The sequence below is a fragment of the Rubrobacter tropicus genome (genome assembly GCF_011492945.1).
Lineage (GTDB): Bacteria > Actinomycetota > Rubrobacteria > Rubrobacterales > Rubrobacteraceae > Rubrobacter_D > Rubrobacter_D tropicus.
The window spans coordinates 3,497,158-3,513,810 of record NZ_CP045119.1; the positions used below are offsets into that span (position 1 = coordinate 3,497,158).

Annotated in this window: 17 protein-coding genes; 10 read left to right on the plus strand and 7 right to left on the minus strand. The window is 67.7% G+C overall.

Going from position 1 to position 16,653, the window contains the following annotated elements:
• Position 1: 1 nt before the first annotated feature.
• From rfbC to rfbB, 3 genes are read right to left on the minus strand one after another with little or no spacing between them, the layout of a single operon-like run.
• Entirely contained in the window at positions 2-571 is a 570-nt protein-coding gene (rfbC, locus tag GBA63_RS17625) for a dTDP-4-dehydrorhamnose 3,5-epimerase (RefSeq protein ID WP_166178204.1), read from the minus strand.
• Positions 568-1,449: a glucose-1-phosphate thymidylyltransferase RfbA gene (gene rfbA / locus GBA63_RS17630; RefSeq protein WP_166178206.1), complete on the minus strand. Its 882-nt coding sequence runs from the start codon at positions 1,447-1,449 to the stop codon at positions 568-570. The genes rfbC and rfbA overlap by 4 nt, the downstream gene beginning before the upstream one ends.
• Positions 1,446-2,519, minus strand: coding sequence for a dTDP-glucose 4,6-dehydratase (rfbB, locus tag GBA63_RS17635; protein ID WP_166178208.1), 1,074 nt, complete (start codon positions 2,517-2,519; stop codon positions 1,446-1,448). Before rfbB ends, rfbA begins: the two co-directional genes overlap by 4 nt.
• A gap of 211 nt (positions 2,520-2,730) precedes the next feature.
• Between rfbB and thrC the strand changes: the two genes are divergently transcribed.
• The gene (gene thrC / locus GBA63_RS17640; RefSeq protein WP_228282154.1) at positions 2,731-3,807 is read left to right on the plus strand and encodes a threonine synthase; all 1,077 of its coding nucleotides are present in this window, start codon (positions 2,731-2,733) and stop codon (positions 3,805-3,807) included.
• Entirely contained in the window at positions 3,804-4,736 is a 933-nt protein-coding gene (gene thrB / locus GBA63_RS17645; protein ID WP_166178210.1) for a homoserine kinase, read from the plus strand. The genes thrC and thrB overlap by 4 nt, the downstream gene beginning before the upstream one ends.
• Positions 4,737-4,891: 155 nt before the next feature.
• Here the strand turns inward: thrB and GBA63_RS17650 are convergent, their stop codons facing one another.
• The 3 genes from GBA63_RS17650 to GBA63_RS17660 form a co-directional block, all read right to left on the minus strand.
• Positions 4,892-5,788, minus strand: a complete 897-nt coding sequence (locus GBA63_RS17650) for an SDR family oxidoreductase (protein WP_166178212.1) — start codon at positions 5,786-5,788, stop codon at positions 4,892-4,894.
• A gap of 117 nt (positions 5,789-5,905) precedes the next feature.
• The gene (locus tag GBA63_RS17655) at positions 5,906-6,646 is read right to left on the minus strand and encodes an SDR family oxidoreductase (RefSeq protein ID WP_166180341.1); all 741 of its coding nucleotides are present in this window, start codon (positions 6,644-6,646) and stop codon (positions 5,906-5,908) included.
• 109 nt (positions 6,647-6,755) lie between these two features.
• A complete protein-coding gene (locus tag GBA63_RS17660; protein WP_166178214.1) occupies positions 6,756-7,238 on the minus strand; it encodes a winged helix-turn-helix transcriptional regulator in 483 nt (160 codons plus the stop codon).
• Positions 7,239-7,328: 90 nt separating this feature from the next.
• Between GBA63_RS17660 and GBA63_RS17665 the strand changes: the two genes are divergently transcribed.
• Positions 7,329-8,036 (plus strand): SDR family oxidoreductase, encoded by a 708-nt coding sequence (locus GBA63_RS17665; protein WP_166178216.1) that lies wholly within the window; start codon positions 7,329-7,331, stop codon positions 8,034-8,036.
• A 123-nt stretch (positions 8,037-8,159) separates the two neighbouring features.
• Here GBA63_RS17665 and GBA63_RS17670 read toward each other — a convergent pair whose 3' ends face one another.
• Complete coding sequence (locus GBA63_RS17670; protein WP_166178218.1) at positions 8,160-9,056, minus strand: helix-turn-helix domain-containing protein; 897 nt, start codon at positions 9,054-9,056, stop codon at positions 8,160-8,162.
• A gap of 551 nt (positions 9,057-9,607) precedes the next feature.
• Between GBA63_RS17670 and GBA63_RS17675 the strand changes: the two genes are divergently transcribed.
• The 7 genes from GBA63_RS17675 to GBA63_RS17705 all read left to right on the plus strand — a co-directional run bounded on the left by GBA63_RS17675 (position 9,608) and on the right by GBA63_RS17705 (position 16,647).
• On the plus strand, positions 9,608-9,775 hold the full coding sequence (locus tag GBA63_RS17675; protein ID WP_166178220.1) for a hypothetical protein: 168 nt from the start codon (positions 9,608-9,610) through the stop codon (positions 9,773-9,775).
• A gap of 74 nt (positions 9,776-9,849) precedes the next feature.
• Positions 9,850-11,553 (plus strand): biosynthetic-type acetolactate synthase large subunit, encoded by a 1,704-nt coding sequence (gene ilvB / locus GBA63_RS17680; RefSeq protein ID WP_207956882.1) that lies wholly within the window; start codon positions 9,850-9,852, stop codon positions 11,551-11,553.
• Positions 11,543-12,163, plus strand: a complete 621-nt coding sequence (locus GBA63_RS23350) for a hypothetical protein (protein WP_207956883.1) — start codon at positions 11,543-11,545, stop codon at positions 12,161-12,163. Before ilvB ends, GBA63_RS23350 begins: the two co-directional genes overlap by 11 nt.
• 1 nt (position 12,164) lies before the next feature.
• Positions 12,165-13,187, plus strand: coding sequence for a ketol-acid reductoisomerase (ilvC, locus tag GBA63_RS17690; protein ID WP_166178222.1), 1,023 nt, complete (start codon positions 12,165-12,167; stop codon positions 13,185-13,187).
• Positions 13,187-14,143: a branched-chain amino acid transaminase gene (locus GBA63_RS17695; protein WP_166178224.1), complete on the plus strand. Its 957-nt coding sequence runs from the start codon at positions 13,187-13,189 to the stop codon at positions 14,141-14,143. The genes ilvC and GBA63_RS17695 overlap by 1 nt, the downstream gene beginning before the upstream one ends.
• Before the next feature lie 180 nt (positions 14,144-14,323).
• Positions 14,324-15,865, plus strand: coding sequence for a 2-isopropylmalate synthase (locus tag GBA63_RS17700; protein ID WP_166178226.1), 1,542 nt, complete (start codon positions 14,324-14,326; stop codon positions 15,863-15,865).
• Complete coding sequence (locus GBA63_RS17705) at positions 15,841-16,647, plus strand: hypothetical protein (protein WP_166178228.1); 807 nt, start codon at positions 15,841-15,843, stop codon at positions 16,645-16,647. The genes GBA63_RS17700 and GBA63_RS17705 overlap by 25 nt, the downstream gene beginning before the upstream one ends.
• Positions 16,648-16,653: the final 6 nt, after the last annotated feature.

Genomic DNA, 16,653 nt, shown 5'->3' on the forward strand with positions numbered 1-16,653 from the left:
GCTAGTCCGCCCGGTAGACGGGAAGTGAGCCTTCCGGCATCCCGGCGAGCGGCGGGGCGGCGGCGTCCTTGCCCGAGAGGGTCGGGGCCTCGATGGGCCACTCGATACCTATCTCCGGGTCGTTCCAGAGGATCGAACCGTCGTGCTCGGGTGCGTAGTAGTCCGTGCATTTGTACGAGAACAGCGCGTCCTCGCCCGTGACCACGAAGCCGTGGGCGAAGTCCGGCGGGACCCAGAACTGGCGCTTGTTCTCGGCCGAGAGGGTTACCCCCGTCCAGCGGCCGAAGGTCGGGGAGCCGGTCCTGATGTCCACGGCGACGTCGAAGACCTCGCCCCGCAAGACCGAGACCAGCTTGCCCTGGGGTTGCGGGTTCTGGAAGTGGAGGCCGCGCAGGACGCCGTGGGCCGAGAAAGAGAGGTTGTCCTGGACGAAGCCCAGCTCCGCTGCCGGGATGCCGAGGTCCTCGTAGCGGCGGCCGTTCCAGGTCTCCATGAAAAAGCCCCGGTCGTCGCCGAAGACTCTGGGCTCCAGGATCAGGACGCCGGGAAGGTCCGTCTCCAGCACGTTCACGTTACGGGTCCCCCGTCTTCGAGGAGTTCCAGGAGGTACTGGCCGTAGTCGTTCTTCATCATCGGGGCGGCGAGAGATTCCAACTGCCCGGCGTCGATGTAACCCTTGCGGTAGGAGATCTCCTCGGGGCAGCCGATCTTGAGCCCCTGGCGCTGCTCGATGGTCTCTATAAAGTTGCCCGCCTGCTGCAACGACTCGTGCGTGCCGGCGTCGAGCCAGGCCATGCCGCGGCCCATGATCTCGACCCTTAGCTCATCGCGCTTCAGGTAATCCACGTTGACGTCCGTGATCTCGATCTCCCCCCGCGCCGACGGCTCCAGGTTCTCGGCCACGTCCAACACCCTGTTGTCGTAGAAGTAGAGCCCCGTCACCGCGTAGTGCGACCGCGGCTTCTCTGGCTTCTCCTCTATGGAGAGGACTCTTCCTCCGCCGTCGAACTCGACGACGCCGTACCGCTCGGGGTCCCTGACGTAGTAGCCGAAGACGGTGGCGCCGGCCCCGCCGCCGGACGCGCGCTCGAGCTGGTCGACGAACCCCTCGCCGTAGAAGATGTTGTCCCCGAGCACCAGGGACACGTCGTCGCCTCCGACGAACTTCCGCCCCACGACGAAGGCGTCGGCCAGCCCTCTAGGCTCCGGCTGGACGGCGTACTCGAAGCTTATGCCCCATTGGGAGCCGTCGCCGAGCAGGTCCCGAAAGCGGGGCAAATCGTGCGGGGTGGAGATGACGAGGATCTCGCGGATGCCGGAGAGCATCAGGGTGGTGAGGGGGTAGTAGATCATGGGCTTGTCGTAGACGGGCAGGAGCTGCTTGCTGACGGCGTGGGTCAGCGGGTAGAGCCGCGTCCCCGACCCCCCCGCCAGCACTATCCCCTTCAAGACCGCCCCCCGCCGAGCCCGAGCCGCTCCTGCCTGTAGCCGCGGGAGAGGACGCCCTCGCACCACTCCCGGTTCTCCAGGTACCAGCGCACCGTCTTCTCCATCCCGCTCTCGAAAGTCTCTTCGGGCGTCCATCCTAGCTCGCGCTCGATCTTGCCCGCGTCTATGGCGTAACGCCTGTCGTGCCCCGGCCTGTCCTCGACGAAGGTGATGAGAGATGCGTGCGGCGCGTGCGGGGAGTCCGGCACGAGCTCGTCGAGCAGGGCGCAGACCGTCTCGACGACCTCCAGGTTCGTCCGTTCGTTGTGCCCGCCGACGTTGTAGACCTCGCCCGGAACTCCCCCCTCCAACACCCGCTCGATGGCCCGGCAGTGGTCCACCACGTAGAGCCAGTCGCGAACCTGTCGGCCGTCGCCGTAGACCGGGAGCGGGCCGCCGCGAAGGGCGGTCAGGATCATGAGCGGTATAAGCTTCTCCGGGAAGTGGTAGGACCCATAGTTGTTGGAGCAGTTGGTCGTGAGCACCGGCAGCCCGTAGGTGTGATGGTACGCCCGCACGAGGTGGTCCGAGGCCGCCTTCGAGGCCGAGTAAGGCGAGTTCGGCCTGTAAGGGCTCTCTTCGGTGAAGTATCCGGTGGCTCCGAGCGTCCCGTACACCTCGTCCGTCGAGACGTGCAAGAACCGGAAAGCGTCGCGCTCCGCGCCCTCGAGCGTCCGCCAGTGGTCGAGAACCGCATCCAGCAGCCCTTGCGTCTCGACCACGTTCGTCTGCACGAAGACGGCCGGACCGTCGATGGAGCGGTCCACGTGCGACTCCGCGGCGAAGTTCACCACCGCCGCCGGCCGGTGCTCCGCCAGCAGCCCCCCGACAAGCTCCCTGTCCCCGATCCTCCCCTCCACGAACGCGTAGTCGGGGTCGTCCGAGACGGACGCGAGCGTCTCGGGGTTGCCCGCGTAGGTCAGGGCGTCCAGGTTGACGACCCTGAACCGCCCAACCGTCTCAAGGACGAAGTTCCCCCCGATAAACCCGGCGCCGCCGGTGACGAGGACGGTGCGTTTGTGGTCTTCCAAAATTCTTCCTTTCAGCTTGTCAGCATTTCAGCTCGTCAGCACTTCAGCTTCTTGCTGACTAGCTGACCGGCTGACAAGCTGACTGGCTACCTCCACAATCTACTAGACGCGGCGCACCGTCGCCACGCTTCTCGAAAGCTGGCGGGGCGGCATGATGCTCCTTCGGCCGGTAGAGTACGATACGTTCTCTTTACGAAAGGCGGCATCTTCTATGGACGTTGGGACGCGGGTTATGAGGCAGGGCGTTATACGGCGGTTTCGCGGGTGGTTGCCGGAGGTTCCGGACCACGCCGTGACGACCATCGGCGAGGGGGACACGCCCCTGATCGAGGCTCCTACGCTCTCCGAGCGGATCGGCGCCAAGCTCTTCTTGAAGTTCGAGGGGATGAACCCGACGGCGTCCTTCAAGGACAGGGGGATGACGGTCGCGATGAGCCGGGCCGTCGCGTCCGGGAGCCGGGCCTGCGTCTGCGCCTCCACCGGCAACACGGCGGCGTCCGCCGCGGCCTACGCCGCGCGTGCCGGGATAAAGTGCTTCGTGGTGGTGCCGGCGGGCAAGATCGCCCTGGGCAAGGCGGTGCAAGTGCTGGCGCACGGGGCCGAGATCGTCCAGATAGAGGGCAACTTCGACGCCGCCTTGCGGATCTCACAACAGATCGCCGGCGATAGGGGCGACGTAACCCTCGTAAACTCCGTGAACCCGGACCGCATCCAGGGCCAAAAGACTGGCGCTTTCGAGGTCTGCGAGGTGCTCGGCTCTCCGCCCGACGCCCTCGCCCTGCCGGTCGGCAACGCCGGCAACATCACCTCCTACTGGAAGGGGTTTTCGGAGTGGCGCGATGCCGGGTATTCGGGCTTGGCGCCCCGGATGCTCGGCTTCCAGGCCGAGGGGGCGTCGCCGCTGGTGGCGGGGCACGACTTCGAGAACCCGGAGACGGTGGCGAGCGCGATCAGGATCGGGGCCCCGGCCAGCAAGGAGGGAGCGCTCGCCGCCGCGCGCGAGTCGGGCGGTGCCATAGAGAGCGTGACGGACGACGAGATCCTGGCGGCCCAGGGCCTGCTCGCGAGGGAGGAGGGCGTCTTCTGCGAGCCGGCCAGCGCCGCCGGCCTGGCCGGGCTCCTCAAGCTGGCCGGGGAAGGGCGCGGTCCGGAAGGCACAGTCGTCAGCGTGCTGACCGGGCACGGGCTCAAGGACCCCGACGTCATCCTGGACAGGGTCGAGTTGCCGGAGCCGGTGGCGGCGACGTTCGAGGCCGTGGCCGGACGAATGGAGAGGCTCGTTCCGTGATCTCCGTCCGCGTCCCGGCCACCTCGGCGAACCTGGGGCCTGGCTACGACGCGGTCGGGCTGGCGCTCTCCTTGAGCACCCGTATATCCCTGGACCGGGCGCAGCATCCCGAGGTGGAAGTGTCGGGGACGGGGGCCGAGCTGGTCCCGCTCGGTCCGGATCATCCCGCATACAGGGCGGCCCGGTTCGTGGCCGAGATCGTCGGCGAGGGGGAGATCTCTTTCCACCTGATCCAGGAGAACGACATCCCGCCCATCCGCGGGCTCGGCGGGAGTGCTGCGGCGCTCGTTGGCGGAGCGGTGGCGGCGAACGAGCTTTTCGGGGGACAGATCGCGGCCCCCGACCTCCTCAACATCGTCTGCGAGCTGGACGGCCACCCGGACAACGCCGCCCCCGCCCTTCTCGGCGGCCTCGTCATAGGTACCCTGACCCCGACCGGCGTGAGCGCCGTCCGCCTGGAACCCAAGGACCTCGGGGTGGCCGTAGCCGTCCCGGACTTCGCCGTTTCGACCACCGCGGCGAGGCGGGCCCTGCCCGAGAACGTCACCCACCGCGACGCCGCCTTCAACGTGGGCCGCTCCGGCCTCCTCCTCGGCGCCCTCGCGACCGGCGAGTACGACCTTTTGCGCGTCGCCATGCAGGACCGCCTCCACCAGCCCTACCGCGCCCACCTGGTGCCGGGCCTGGAAGAGGTAATAGAAGCGGCGCTCGGATCCGGCGCCCACGGCGCCTGCCTCTCGGGATCCGGCCCCACCGTGCTCGCCTTCGCCCCGCCGGAGAGCGCCCCCGCCGTCGCCGCCGCGATGAAGAAGACCTTCGAGGCCGGGGGGGTCGAGGCGCGGTCCTGGGCGCTGGACGTCGACCTCATGGGCGCCAGGGTCGAGCCGCCCGGCGAGGTTTCAGTCCCGTCTCCCGTTCCCGTTCTCTGATCCGAGATCCCGGTATTTCTCCGTCGAAGGATCTCGTCTGCAAGGGAGTAGCGTGGGATTTCCGACGCCACCGACCGGCTCCCGCCGGAGTGCGTCCATGCCCGAAAAAACTTCTGGAGATGGGGCCGGGACACTTGCCCCATCCCCCACGGCGGTTACCCTCGCGCGGCCGGGTGCAGAAGGTCTTCCAGGCCGATGCGGGTGAGGAACTCGGCGCGGATGCGGTCGGCGACCACGCTCACCACCTCGGAGCCGTCGTCGGCCGGGTCTATGTGGCTGCGGAAGGGCCGCGCCCCGTCCGGCAGGGCGACGACGCGCGAGATCTCGTCCGAGACCTGGCTCGCGCTGGCGTCTTCGGGCGCCTGCTCGGCGAGCCTCCCGGCCACCGACTCGAGCATCCCGCCGTAGAGCGCCTCGTACTCCGCCGCCCTCTCCGCGTCGGCCGGCCGGCCGGCGTTGACGAAGTGCTCCGTCCCGCTGGTGAACGAGCCCGGAACCACGATGGTCGTCTCGATGCCGAAGCGGGCGAGCTCGGCGGCGTAGCTCACCGCGAGGGCGTCCATCGCCGACTTGGCAGCGAAGTACGGGGCGAGGTAGGGCGGGGTGCCGCCCCTCGTGCTCGTGCTCCCGACCCACAGGACCAGGCCACCTCCCTGCTCTCTCAGGTGGGGCAGGGCGGCGCGGTTAAGGCGCTGGGTCGAGAGGACGTTCGTGTCGTAGACGCGCGCCATCTCCTCCGGCGTGAACGCCTCGGTCGGCCCGTTGACCATGTGGCCGGCGTTGTGGATGACCACGTCCAGCCGGCCCGCCTCGTCGATGATCTTCGCAACGCCGGCGTCGACGGAGTCCTGCGAGGACACGTCTAGCTCGACGCTACGCAGGTCCACGCCGTGCTCTTCGGCATACTTCCTGGCCTCCTCGACCCGCCCCGCGTTGCGGCCGGCCGTCTCGCGGATGCCGGCGTAGACGGTGTGACCATCGTCGGCGAGGGCGCGGGCGCTGAGCGCCCCGAACCCGCTGCCGGCTCCGCTGATCACTATTACCTTTCTCATGAAGTCCTCCCTTGCTCTTCAAATCTCGCAGGACGAGAGTTCCGAAGCGATTTGAAGAGGCACCGCCTCTTCAAACCACGCCGTCAGCCTCTTTGCCCTTGCTGACAGCTGATAGCTCTAAACAATGCCCCCGTTGGCGTAGACGACCTGGCCGTTGACCCAGCGGGCGGGACCGGCGAGGAACGCGACCGCTTCTGCGACGTCGTCCGGCGTGCCGAGGCGCTCCAGCGGGGCCATCTTGGATAGGTGGCCGATGGTCTCCTCGTCCTTGCCGTCGAGGAACAGGGGGGTCGCGGTCGGGCCGGGGGCTACGGCGTTGACGGTGATGTCGCGGCCCCGGAGCTCGCGGGCGAGGATCAGGCCTACCGCGTCGACGGCCCCCTTGGTGGCGGCGTAGGGCGCGTAGGTTGGCATCGCCAGCTTCACTACCGACGAGGAGAAGTTGACGATGGCACCGCCCTCGCGCACCCGTCGGGCGGCCAGTTGGTCGACCACGAAGGTGCCGCGGATGTTGGTGCGGATCATGCCGTCGAGGTCGTCGAGGTCAAAGTCGGTCAGAGGGCCGAGGACCATCCGGCCCGCGGTATGCACGACGACGTCTACCCCGCCGAAGCCCTGCTCGACGGCGTCGAACGCTTCGGCCATGGCCCGCTCGTCCGCCACGTCGCCGCCGACGGTCATCGCCCGGCCGCCGGCGGAGGCGATCCCCCCTACGACCTCGTCGGCCCCGGCCTCGTTGCCGGCGTAATGCACGGCGACGGCCATGCCGTCCCTGGCGAGCCGCTCCGAGACGACGCGGCCGATGCCGCCGGATCCTCCCGTAACCAATGCGACGCGGTTGGTTGCAGTGTCCACGATGTTTCCGTCCTTTCGTTGGTGACCGGATTACGCTTGGGAGTATCCGGTCCGAAGGACGCCGTGCCGCTCAAGAACCTGCCGCCTTTGAGCAGATTCTTGCTCTCTGAGGCTACCGGACGGGGTGGGACGCCGTGCGTTCCAGGCGCACCTCGTCCTGCGGCACGGCCGTGCCGTCAGCGCTCACGAAGCTCGCGTGTACCGTACTACCCTCGCCCGTAACGAACGCGACGGTGGGCGGGTAAGCGGAGGGAACGTACTCGTCCCCCCACTGCTGCATGGCGGCGAGGACGAGGCCGAGCCGCCTCCCCGACTCGGTCAGATGGTACGACTCGCGGGCCCGCTGTCCCGGCTCCCGGTAGCCGCGTTTCTCCATGACGCCGGCCTCGACCAGCGTGCGGAGCCTGTCCGCCAGTACGTCGGAGGCGATCCCGAGGGCCGAACGGAACTCGGCGTAGCGCGTGGTCCCGACGAGCGCCTCCCGCAGTATGAAGAACGCCCAGCGCTCACCCACGATATCCAAAGTGTTCGCGAGGGAACAGGGGTCCGAACCCCGATAGTCTCCCCGCACATCATCGTTCTCAACTCGCGCCATCGTGCCCCGAGTATAGCTCGCTTGACATATCCAATCCAGCCGTTAAGCTAAGTTGGTAATTACAACTCAGGCTCGATCGGAGGCACATCGGTGAAGATCTCTGGTTCCGTCGCCCTGGTTACGGGCGCCGGCCGCGGCATCGGGAAGCATTTTGCGGCGCAGCTTCTGGAGAGGGGTGCGAGCAAGGTCTACGCGACCGCGCGTGATCCCGAGAAGGTTGATGTCCCCGGGGTGGAGGTGCTCAGGCTCGACATCACCGACCCGGATTCCGTCGCCGAGGCCGCGGCCCGGGCATCGGACGTGACGCTCCTCGTCAACAACGCCGGGGTCTCCAACTTCCGAAACTTTTTGGGCGGTGACCCCGGTGGCGCCCGGCAGGAGATGGAGACCAACTACTACGGGACGTTGAACATGGTGCGGGCTTTCGCCCCGGTTCTCGGGGCGAACGGGGGAGGCGCGATCCTTAACGTCCTCTCGGTCCTGTCGTGGCTCTCTTTCGACGGGTCCAACACCTACGCCGCCGCGAAGGCCGCGGAGTGGAGCCTCACCAACGGCGTGCGGCTCGAACTCGCCGGCCAGGGGACGCTCGTGACGGGCCTCGTCCTCGCGAGCACCGACACCGACATGATGGCCGGCATAGACGTCGAGAAAAACGACCCCGCCGACGTGGTGCGCGCCGCCCTCGACGGCATCGAGGCGGGTAAGCTGGAGGTCATCGCAGATGATCAGAGCGCCCAGGTCAAGGCCGCTATGGCCGCCGACCCCGCCATGCTCTACTCGCGGGTTGTCTCCGGCTAGCCCCTACGCAAAGGCAACGTCAGGGCGAAGGGGGCTTCGGACCGACGCCCCCTTCGCTTCCCTCGGGTGCCCGTCCGCGTCCACGACCCCGAGAGCGCTGCCCGCCGCTCCGTGGGTGGCTGGTCATCCGCGCAGCGAAGATGGGGCGACGCCGAAGTGGCGCCTGACGTGGTGGGCGAGGTGGCTCTGGTGGGTAAAGCCGACCGCGCTCGCCACGTCGCCCACGGGGAGGTCGGTCTTCGAGAGCAGTTCCCTGGCCCGTCTTACCCTGCGTTGGATCACGTACTGGTGCGGCGAGAGACCCGTCGAGCGCTTGAACTGCCTGGAAAAGTGGTACTGGCTCAGGTTCGCCACCCCGGCCATCTCGGAGAGCCCGAGGTCCATGGAGAGGTTTTCGTTCACGAAGTCGGTCACGCGCCGGAGCGCGCTCCTGGGCAGCCCTCCCTTCCGGTCCGGCGCGGCCTGCGGGGAGGCGCCGTGGTTGCGTAGCAGGTGCGTCGCGAGCGCGGTGGCCAAAGAGTCGCCGTAGACCCTGCCGCCGGTTCCCCCTGATTCCATCTCGGCGAGCATCGCGAGGCCTATGTGCTTGACCGCGTCGTCTTGCTGATCGAGGCTCGGACGGAGCTCGATCGCGTCGGCGTTGAGCCCGTTCTCCTCGGCCACGTGGCCGAGAAAAGCGGGCGCCAGGCGCATCACGAGCAGGTCCACGTCTTTGTCGAAGCGCCAGCCGACCGGCTGCCCGGAAGCCTTCACCGTGACGTCGCCTTCCGAGGTGGGTCCCTCGTAGATCCCGTCGTCCGACCACCTCACCGAGCTTACGGGCTGCCCCAGGTACAGGGAGGTCGTGTTCTCGGTGAGGGGTGGAAAGTGGTGCTCGGCCGGCGCGTGCCTGAACCGCTCCGCGATCAGGCCATTCCAGCCAAGCGGCCTGCTGGAGAGGATCGGGGGGTCGGGGTTGCCTTCCATCCGCGTCGACACCTGGGTGGTGCCCTCTCTGTATGCCTGGATCGTGTCTGTCATGCCACGACTTTCGAATCGAAGAGGTCTTTTTCGCATTCTACCTCTCGACGTCTATCTGAAAAACCGGCGGCCCCGCAGCGTGGCACGGGTCCTCCGACGGCGCGACTTCGAGATGCGGTCGTCGGACCGCGGGTTGTGGGAGTCCCGGCCCGGCCGCGCCGACGGCACAGAGCCCAGGCGTCTCGCCGGGGTGCGGATCCAGCCGCTGGTAGCCGCGTCGCGGCTGGGAGAGGGGGTGGTCCCGGGTGTTCATACTATCGGACCATAGAAAACCGTCCTTTCGACCGATTCGCGGCGCGCCGGCGCCCGCTAATCTTGCGTGGTGGCCGGGACGTTCGACTCCCCCCTCCATCGTCCCGGTCATTCCGAGGCATCAGGCATCGGGTTACAGGTCGCCTCCTTCGGAGGCTTTCAGGGGCACGAGGTCGGAATCCACGCCGCCAAGCGACCCTGACGCCTGAAACCTGTAGCCCGAAGCCTTCGTCGCTTGACATCCCCCCACCGTTATGTAACGCTTCAGGCTGCTTGTGCGAACGAGTGAGCGAGGACAGTTGACGGAAGTCTGCAAAAAGGCGGTAAAGAAGGTCTCGGGCTTGATGCTCAAGATCTCGCGCCTGCTCGCCCCACCGATCCACCCACGAGTACCCACGGGCGTCGTCCTACCCTCCCAGCGACTAATTACGCGGGCGGGCCGGGGCGTCGCGCTCCAGTCCGCCTAGAGCCGGCGGGACCTGCTCCCGCTTCAGGCCGAGGCCTTTAGCACCACAACGCTTTTTATCGGGACAGGAGAATCGTGGAGAACACCGCTTTTAACATCGAATACAAGCCGCGCACGGGCAGCGAAGCCATGTGCGAGGCCCTGCTGGACGAAGGCGTCGAATACCTCTTCGGCTACCCCGGCGGGGCGATCATGCCGTTCTACGACGCCCTCCCGGACTACCCGCTAAAACACGTCCTCACCCGCCACGAGCAGGCTGCCGCCCACGCCGCGGACGGTTACGCCAGGGCGACCAACCGCGTCGGCGTGGTGGTGGCGACGAGCGGGCCGGGCGCCACGAACCTGGTTACGGGCCTGGCGACGGCGCAGATGGACTCGGTGCCGCTCGTCGCGATCACGGGCCAGGTCGGCCGTCCGGCGCTGGGCAAGGACTCGTTCCAGGAGACGAACGTGATGGGCATGACGCTGCCCTTCACGAAGCATTCTTTCCTGGTCGAGGACCCGGACGAGCTCTACCCGACGATGCGCCGGGCCTTCGAGATCGCGCGCAGCGGAAGGCCGGGCCCCGTCCTCGTGGACGTGCCGAAGGACGTGCAATTCGCCGCCTGCAACGACAACGGCTACAGGAGGCTCCGCGAGGCCCCCGTGCCGGTCGAGTCGCCGGCGATGGAGCGGGCCGCGATGCTGCTCAGGAACGCGAGGCGCCCGCTCATCCTGGCCGGCCACGGCGTGACACTCGCGGGCGCCGAGAAGGAGCTCAGGCTTCTGGCCGAGAGAACCGGCATCCCGGTCGTGACGACCCTGCTCGGCATAAGCGCCTTCCCCGACGACCACCCGCTGTACCTGGGCTGGCCGGGGATGCACGGCCAGGCGAGCGTCAACCGGGCCATAGACCGCTCCGACCTCCTCTTCGCCGTCGGGATGCGGTTCGACGACAGGATCACGGGCGCCGTGAGCAAGTTCGCCCCGAACGCCAAGATCATCCACGTCGACGTCGACCCCTCCGAGCTCGGCAAGGTCGTGAAGCCGACCATCGGCATCGCCGAGGACGCGAAGGCCGCGATGCGCTCGGTGCTCGGCCACCTCGAAGACATCTCGGACGGCGAGGGCTGCTCCGCCTGGCGCGACGAGCTGGCGAAGAGCCAGGAGCCGGAGAAAAAGCGCGAGGAATCGGCGCGGGAGGAGTACGGCCCGATCCAGGTGATGGAGGCCATAAAGAAGGTAGCCGGCCCGGAGATGCGCCTCGTCACCGACGTCGGCCAGCACCAGATGTGGGCCGCCCAGTTCTTCGAGTTCACCAAGCACAACAGCCACATCACCAGCGGCGGCCTCGGCACGATGGGCTTCTCGCTCCCGGCGGCGATGGGCGTGGCGTTCGCCTACCCGGACGAGCCGGTCTGGGTCGTCGCCGGCGACGGCGGTTTCCAGATGAATATCCAGGAGCTGGCCACGATCCGGGACTTCGGCCTGAACATAAAGGTCGCCGTCCTGAACAACGGCTACCTCGGCATGGTCCGCCAGTGGCAGCAGTTCTTCCACAACCGCCGCTACTCGGAGACGCCGATCACGGGCCCCGACTACGAGCAGTTGACAGCGGCCTACGGCCTCGCCGGGCGCACGGTGCGCGAGGACGACGACGTGGAGGGCGCGGTTCGGTGGGCCGAGGAGCAGGACGGGTGCGTGATCCTGGACTTCCACATCGACCCGGAGAAGAACGTCTACCCCATGATCCCCTCGGGCATGAGCGTCAACGAGATGATCGAGGAAGATGGCGCCTGAGGCGACGGGCGTGGCCCAGAGCACCGTCAGGGTCGGCCTGGCCCCCGGCATCCTCGCCCTCAACCGCTTCACGATGACCCTCCAGAACAAGCGGATGCCCGCCACGGAGATAAGGGTGGACGCCGACGCGAAGGGAACGAGCATCGAGATCGGTCTCGACTGCCCGGAGGAGAGCGCCCGCCGTTACGCGGTGCTGCTGGAGAACATGGAGGACGTGCGGGAGCTCCACTTCGCCGGTGCCGCGCCGGAAAACCGGGCGGGCTCGTCCATAGACTACGACGGCAGGCGATTCCGGTCGGTCGAGAACTCCGGGACGGGCGAGGTCGGGCCCGAGACGGTCTTCGACTACAGCCAGGACGGTAACGTCGTCAGCGCGACCTACGAGGGCGGGGACGTCCGTTTCGGGACGCTGGTGGCCACCGTGGACGAAGACGGAAACCTCGACGCCAGGTACGGGCACGTGAATGCTTCGGGCGAACTCATGACGGGCGAGTGCCGTTCCACGCCGGAGGTCTTGGCCGACGGGCGGATCAGGTTGCACGAAGAGTGGCGGTGGACTTCGGGGGACGGATCTTCCGGCCGGTCCGTCGTCGAAGAGATAGGAGACTGACATGGCGCGCGTATACCGCGAAGGCGACATAGGCAACGAGATCACGCAGAGAAAGGTCGCGATCCTCGGCTACGGCAGCCAGGGCCACGCCCACGCCCTCAACCTGAAGGACTCGGGCTGCGACGTCACCGTCGGCCTCTACGAGGGCTCCAAGAGCTGGCCCAAAGCGGAGCAGGACGGCCTACAGGTAATGACCATCGCGGACGCGGCGCGACACGCCGACGTGGTGATGATGCTCCTCCCCGACGAGCGTCAACCTGCGGTCTTCGAGGCAGAGGTAAGGGAGAACCTCTCCGAGGGCGACCTGATGCTCTTCGCCCACGGCTTCAACATCCACTTCAACCAGATAGTGGTTCCCCCCGAAGTGGACCTCGGCCTCGTCGCCCCGAAGGGTCCTGGCCACGTCCTCAGGCGCCTCTACGTAGAAGGCAAGGGCATGCCCTCCCTCTTCGCCGTCCAGAACGACGCGAGCGGCGGGGCGCGGGACGTGGTCCTCTCCTACGCCCGCGGCATCGGGAGCGGCAGGGCCGGCATCATCGAGACCACTTTCGCCGAGGAGACGGAGACGGACCTCTTCGGGGAGCAGGCGGTGCTCTGCGGCGGCCTTTCGGCGCTGCTCACGGCCGGGTTCGAGACGCTCGTCGAGGCCGGGTACCAGCCCGAGCTCGCGTACTACGAGTGCGTAAACGAGCTGAAGCTCATAGTGGACCTCATCTACGAGGGCGGGCTGGCCGGGATGCGGTACTCGATCTCGAACACAGCCGAGTACGGCGACTACACCGCGGGCCCCAAGATAGTGGACGACGCGGTAAAGGAGAGGATGCGCGGCATCCTGACGGACATACAGACCGGCAAGTGGGCAAAGGAGTGGGTGCTCGAAAACCAGGCGGGCGGTTCCAGCTTCCTCGCCATGCGCCGCCGCCAGGCCGAGATGCAGGTCGAGAAGGTCGGGCAAGAGCTGCGGGCTCTCGCGGCCGAGGGTGCTGAGGCCCCCGCCGCGAGCCCGACGGGAGGTACTAACTGATGGGAAACAAGGCGTTCGCCGCGAACGACGCGGAGTGGTGCTACCACGGCGGGGAGCTACAGAAGTTGGGCGACGTGCGCCTCTCCCCCGCGACCCACGCCCTGAACTACGGGACGGGCGTCTTCGAGGGCATCCGGGCCTACTGGAACGAGGAGCGCGGGACCCTGCAGGTCCTCAAGCTGCGCGAGCACTACGAGCGGTTCGAAAAGAGCAGCCGCCTGCTGCGGATCGATCTCCCCTTGGGCATCGACGAGATGTGCGACATAACTCTGGAGATACTAAAGCGCAACGCTCCGCGCGAGGACACCTACATCCGGCCGCTCGCGTACAAGGCTGCCGAGTCGGTCGGGGTGAACCTCAAGGGCGAGTCCGAGCTCTCGATCTTCACGGTCCCGATGGGCAACTACGTCGAGCTTTCGGGCCTGCGCTGTTGCGTCTCCTCGTGGCGCCGGACGCCGGACACGGCCATCCCGGCCAGGGCCAAATGCACCGGCTCCTACGTCAACACGGCGCTCGCGGTGGACGCGGCGCACCGGGCGGGGTACGACGACGCGATCTTCCTGACCCAGCAGGGCTTCGTCTCCGAGGCGAGCGCCGCGAACATCTTCCTCGTGCGCAAAGGGCGGCTCATCACGCCGCCCGTCACGGCGGACATCCTGGAGGGCATCACCCGCGACGCGGTGATGGAACTCGCCGAGAGGGAGCTCGGGATGCCGACCGAGCAGCGCGACGTCGGACGCACCGAGCTCTACGCCGCCGACGAGGTCTTTCTGACCGGCACCGGGTTTCAGATAGCGCCCGTGATCGAGGTGGACGACCGGCCCGTCGGCACCGGCACCATCGGCCCGGTCGCCGAACGCCTGCAGGAGCAGTACTTCAAGGCCGCGCGCGGCGAGCTGACCGAGTACGCGGACTGGACCGTGGCGGTGGAAGTTGCGGAGGGGGCGCGGCGGTGAGATACTGCCGCCCCACATGAAGGAAGTCTTCTCCATCTTGCGTCTCCCTCTCGTCATCCTACGACTAACCGGGGTGGCCGCCGGGCGAATTACCAGCCCCGGTCTCTAACCGGCTGCCCCCGGCCACCAGTCTCCCAGCGCCAGAGTATCTCAACGTAGTTTCGTAGGAGGAACAGAGTTATGCGTCGAGTAGAGATCTTCGACACGACCCTTCGCGACGGCGAACAATCGCCAGGAATTTCCCTTTCAGTAGAGGAAAAAGTAGAGGTGGCCCGCCAGCTCGCCCGCCTGAAGGTCGACGTCATAGAGGCTGGCTTCCCTATTACCTCCGAGGGAGACTTCGAGTCGGTCTCCAGGATCGCCGCCGAGGTGAAGGGGCCCCGCATCGCGGGCCTCGCCCGCATCCACGAGGCGGACATCCGTCGGGCCTGGGAGGCGGTCCAGTGGTCGGACAGGCCCCGCATCCACACCTTCGTCGGCACGAGCGACCTGCACATAGAACACCAGATGCGCTCGAACCGCGAGGACATCCTGAAGCGGGCCGGCGAGGCGGTGGCGTTCGCCAAGGGCCTCTGCCCGAACGTCGAGTTCTCCCCGATGGACGCCACCAGGACGGACATAGGTTTTCTCTCCGAAGTTGTCGCCGCGGCGGTCGAGGCCGGGGCCGACGTCGTCAACATCGCCGACACCGTCGGCTACACGACGCCCGTCGAGTTCGCCGCGTTCTTGAAGGAGCTTCAAGAGCGGGTTCCGGGGCTGAAGGATCGGACGCTCTCGGTCCATTGCCACGACGACCTCGGGATGGCCGTGGCAAACTCGCTCGCCGGGGTCGAGGTCGGGGCCGGGCAGGTCGAGGTGGCGGTAAACGGGATCGGGGAGCGCGCGGGGAACGCCTCGCTCGAAGAGGTGGTGATGGCGCTCGCGACGCGCGGGGACTTCTACGGGGTAGAGGTCGGCGTGGAGACCAGGCAGCTCGCGAACACGTCGCGCATGGTCTCGAACATGACGGGCTACGAGGTCCCGCCGAACAAGGCCGTCGTCGGCAGGAACGCCTTCCTGCACGAGTCGGGGATACACCAGGACGGCGTGCTCAAGGACCGGCGGACGTTCGAGATCATGACGAAAGAAGACATAGGCCTCGAAGGCACGAACATCTTCCTCGGCAAGCATTCCGGCCGCCACGCCCTCAAGGACGCCCTCGAAGAGCTCGGCTACGTGGTCGAGGGGGAGATCCTCAAGCGGGCCTTCGTCCGGTTCAAGGAGATAGCCGACCACAAGAAGACCGTCACGGCCGCCGACCTCGAAGCGATAGCCGCCGACGAGGTGGGCTCCTTCGAGGGCAAGTTCGTCCTCGACTCCTTCCGGGTGGTCGCCGCGACAGGCCGCCAGAGCCGGGCCGCCGTGACCATCTCCCACGCCGAACACGGCACGTTCGAGGCCGAGGCCGAGGGCGAGGGCCCCGTGGACGCCGTCTTCCGCGCCGTGGACGCCGCCACCAACATAAAGGGCAGGCTCACGGACTTCCGCATCGACGCCGTCACGGGCGGCAAGGACGCCCTCGGCGAGGTCCGGGTCTCCGTCGAGTTCGAGGGCAACGAGTACGCCGGGCGCGGCCTCTCCCAGGACGTCGTCGAGGCCGCGGCCCGCGCCTACGTGCGGGCGGCGAACGTGTACTCCGCCGGGCGGGTGAAGTCCCCGTGGGAAGCCCCGGTAGCGCCGTAGCGGAGCCCCGCCGAACCGTCTCCGGGCCTCTCCCCGGCTACCGTTGCCTGGACGGCCCCGTTCCCACGTTCCACGCCCCGCGGCTTGCGGGGGAGGCGCGGGAGGTTCGAGGGTATCTGTCGCAGGGGTCCGGCGCCCTGGCCGGAATCCTGGGAGCCGAAGCGCCGGATGGTCCGCATACGCCCGGCGGGGGCGTCTCCCCCGTGCGGGCGTTTCTCGTCGCGGACGAGGATTGGCACGGGGCGCCGCGCGAGAACGCGCATCCTTACCCTCCGGGGCTCCCGTATTTCACCAGATCAGTCGACCCTCCGGCGCTCGTGCTGCCGGAGCGACTGTCCGCGGTCTTCCGGCCCAGGACGGGGGCGCTCCTGCCGCTCACGGTCTGGCACGAGCTGGCGCACGCCACCCTGCTGGACCGCGAGGTCGTAAGAGCGCCCCTGTGGTTGGGCGAGCTCGTGCCGCAGGCGGTCTCGGCGGCGGTCGCCGGCAGGGTGGGGCTGCCGCTCGGGGAGCACCTCGGCCGGGTAGACCCGGCCCCCGGGTTCACGGTTCGGACCTTCAGGGGGCCGGCGGGCGCGGAAGAACAGATGAAGTTCCAGAACCTGCTGCTCCTCTTCGGGACGGCGGCGCTTCGGGACTTCGGGGAAGGGTTTATCGGACGTATTTTCCGGGCGTTGTGGGACGAGAAAGACGTTGTTGGGGAGGCCAGGGCGGAAGGGCTGCTCGCCCGTTCGCTGGGTCCGGGCGGACAGGAATGGCTCCGGTCGAGGCCGGAGTTCTAGGAGGAT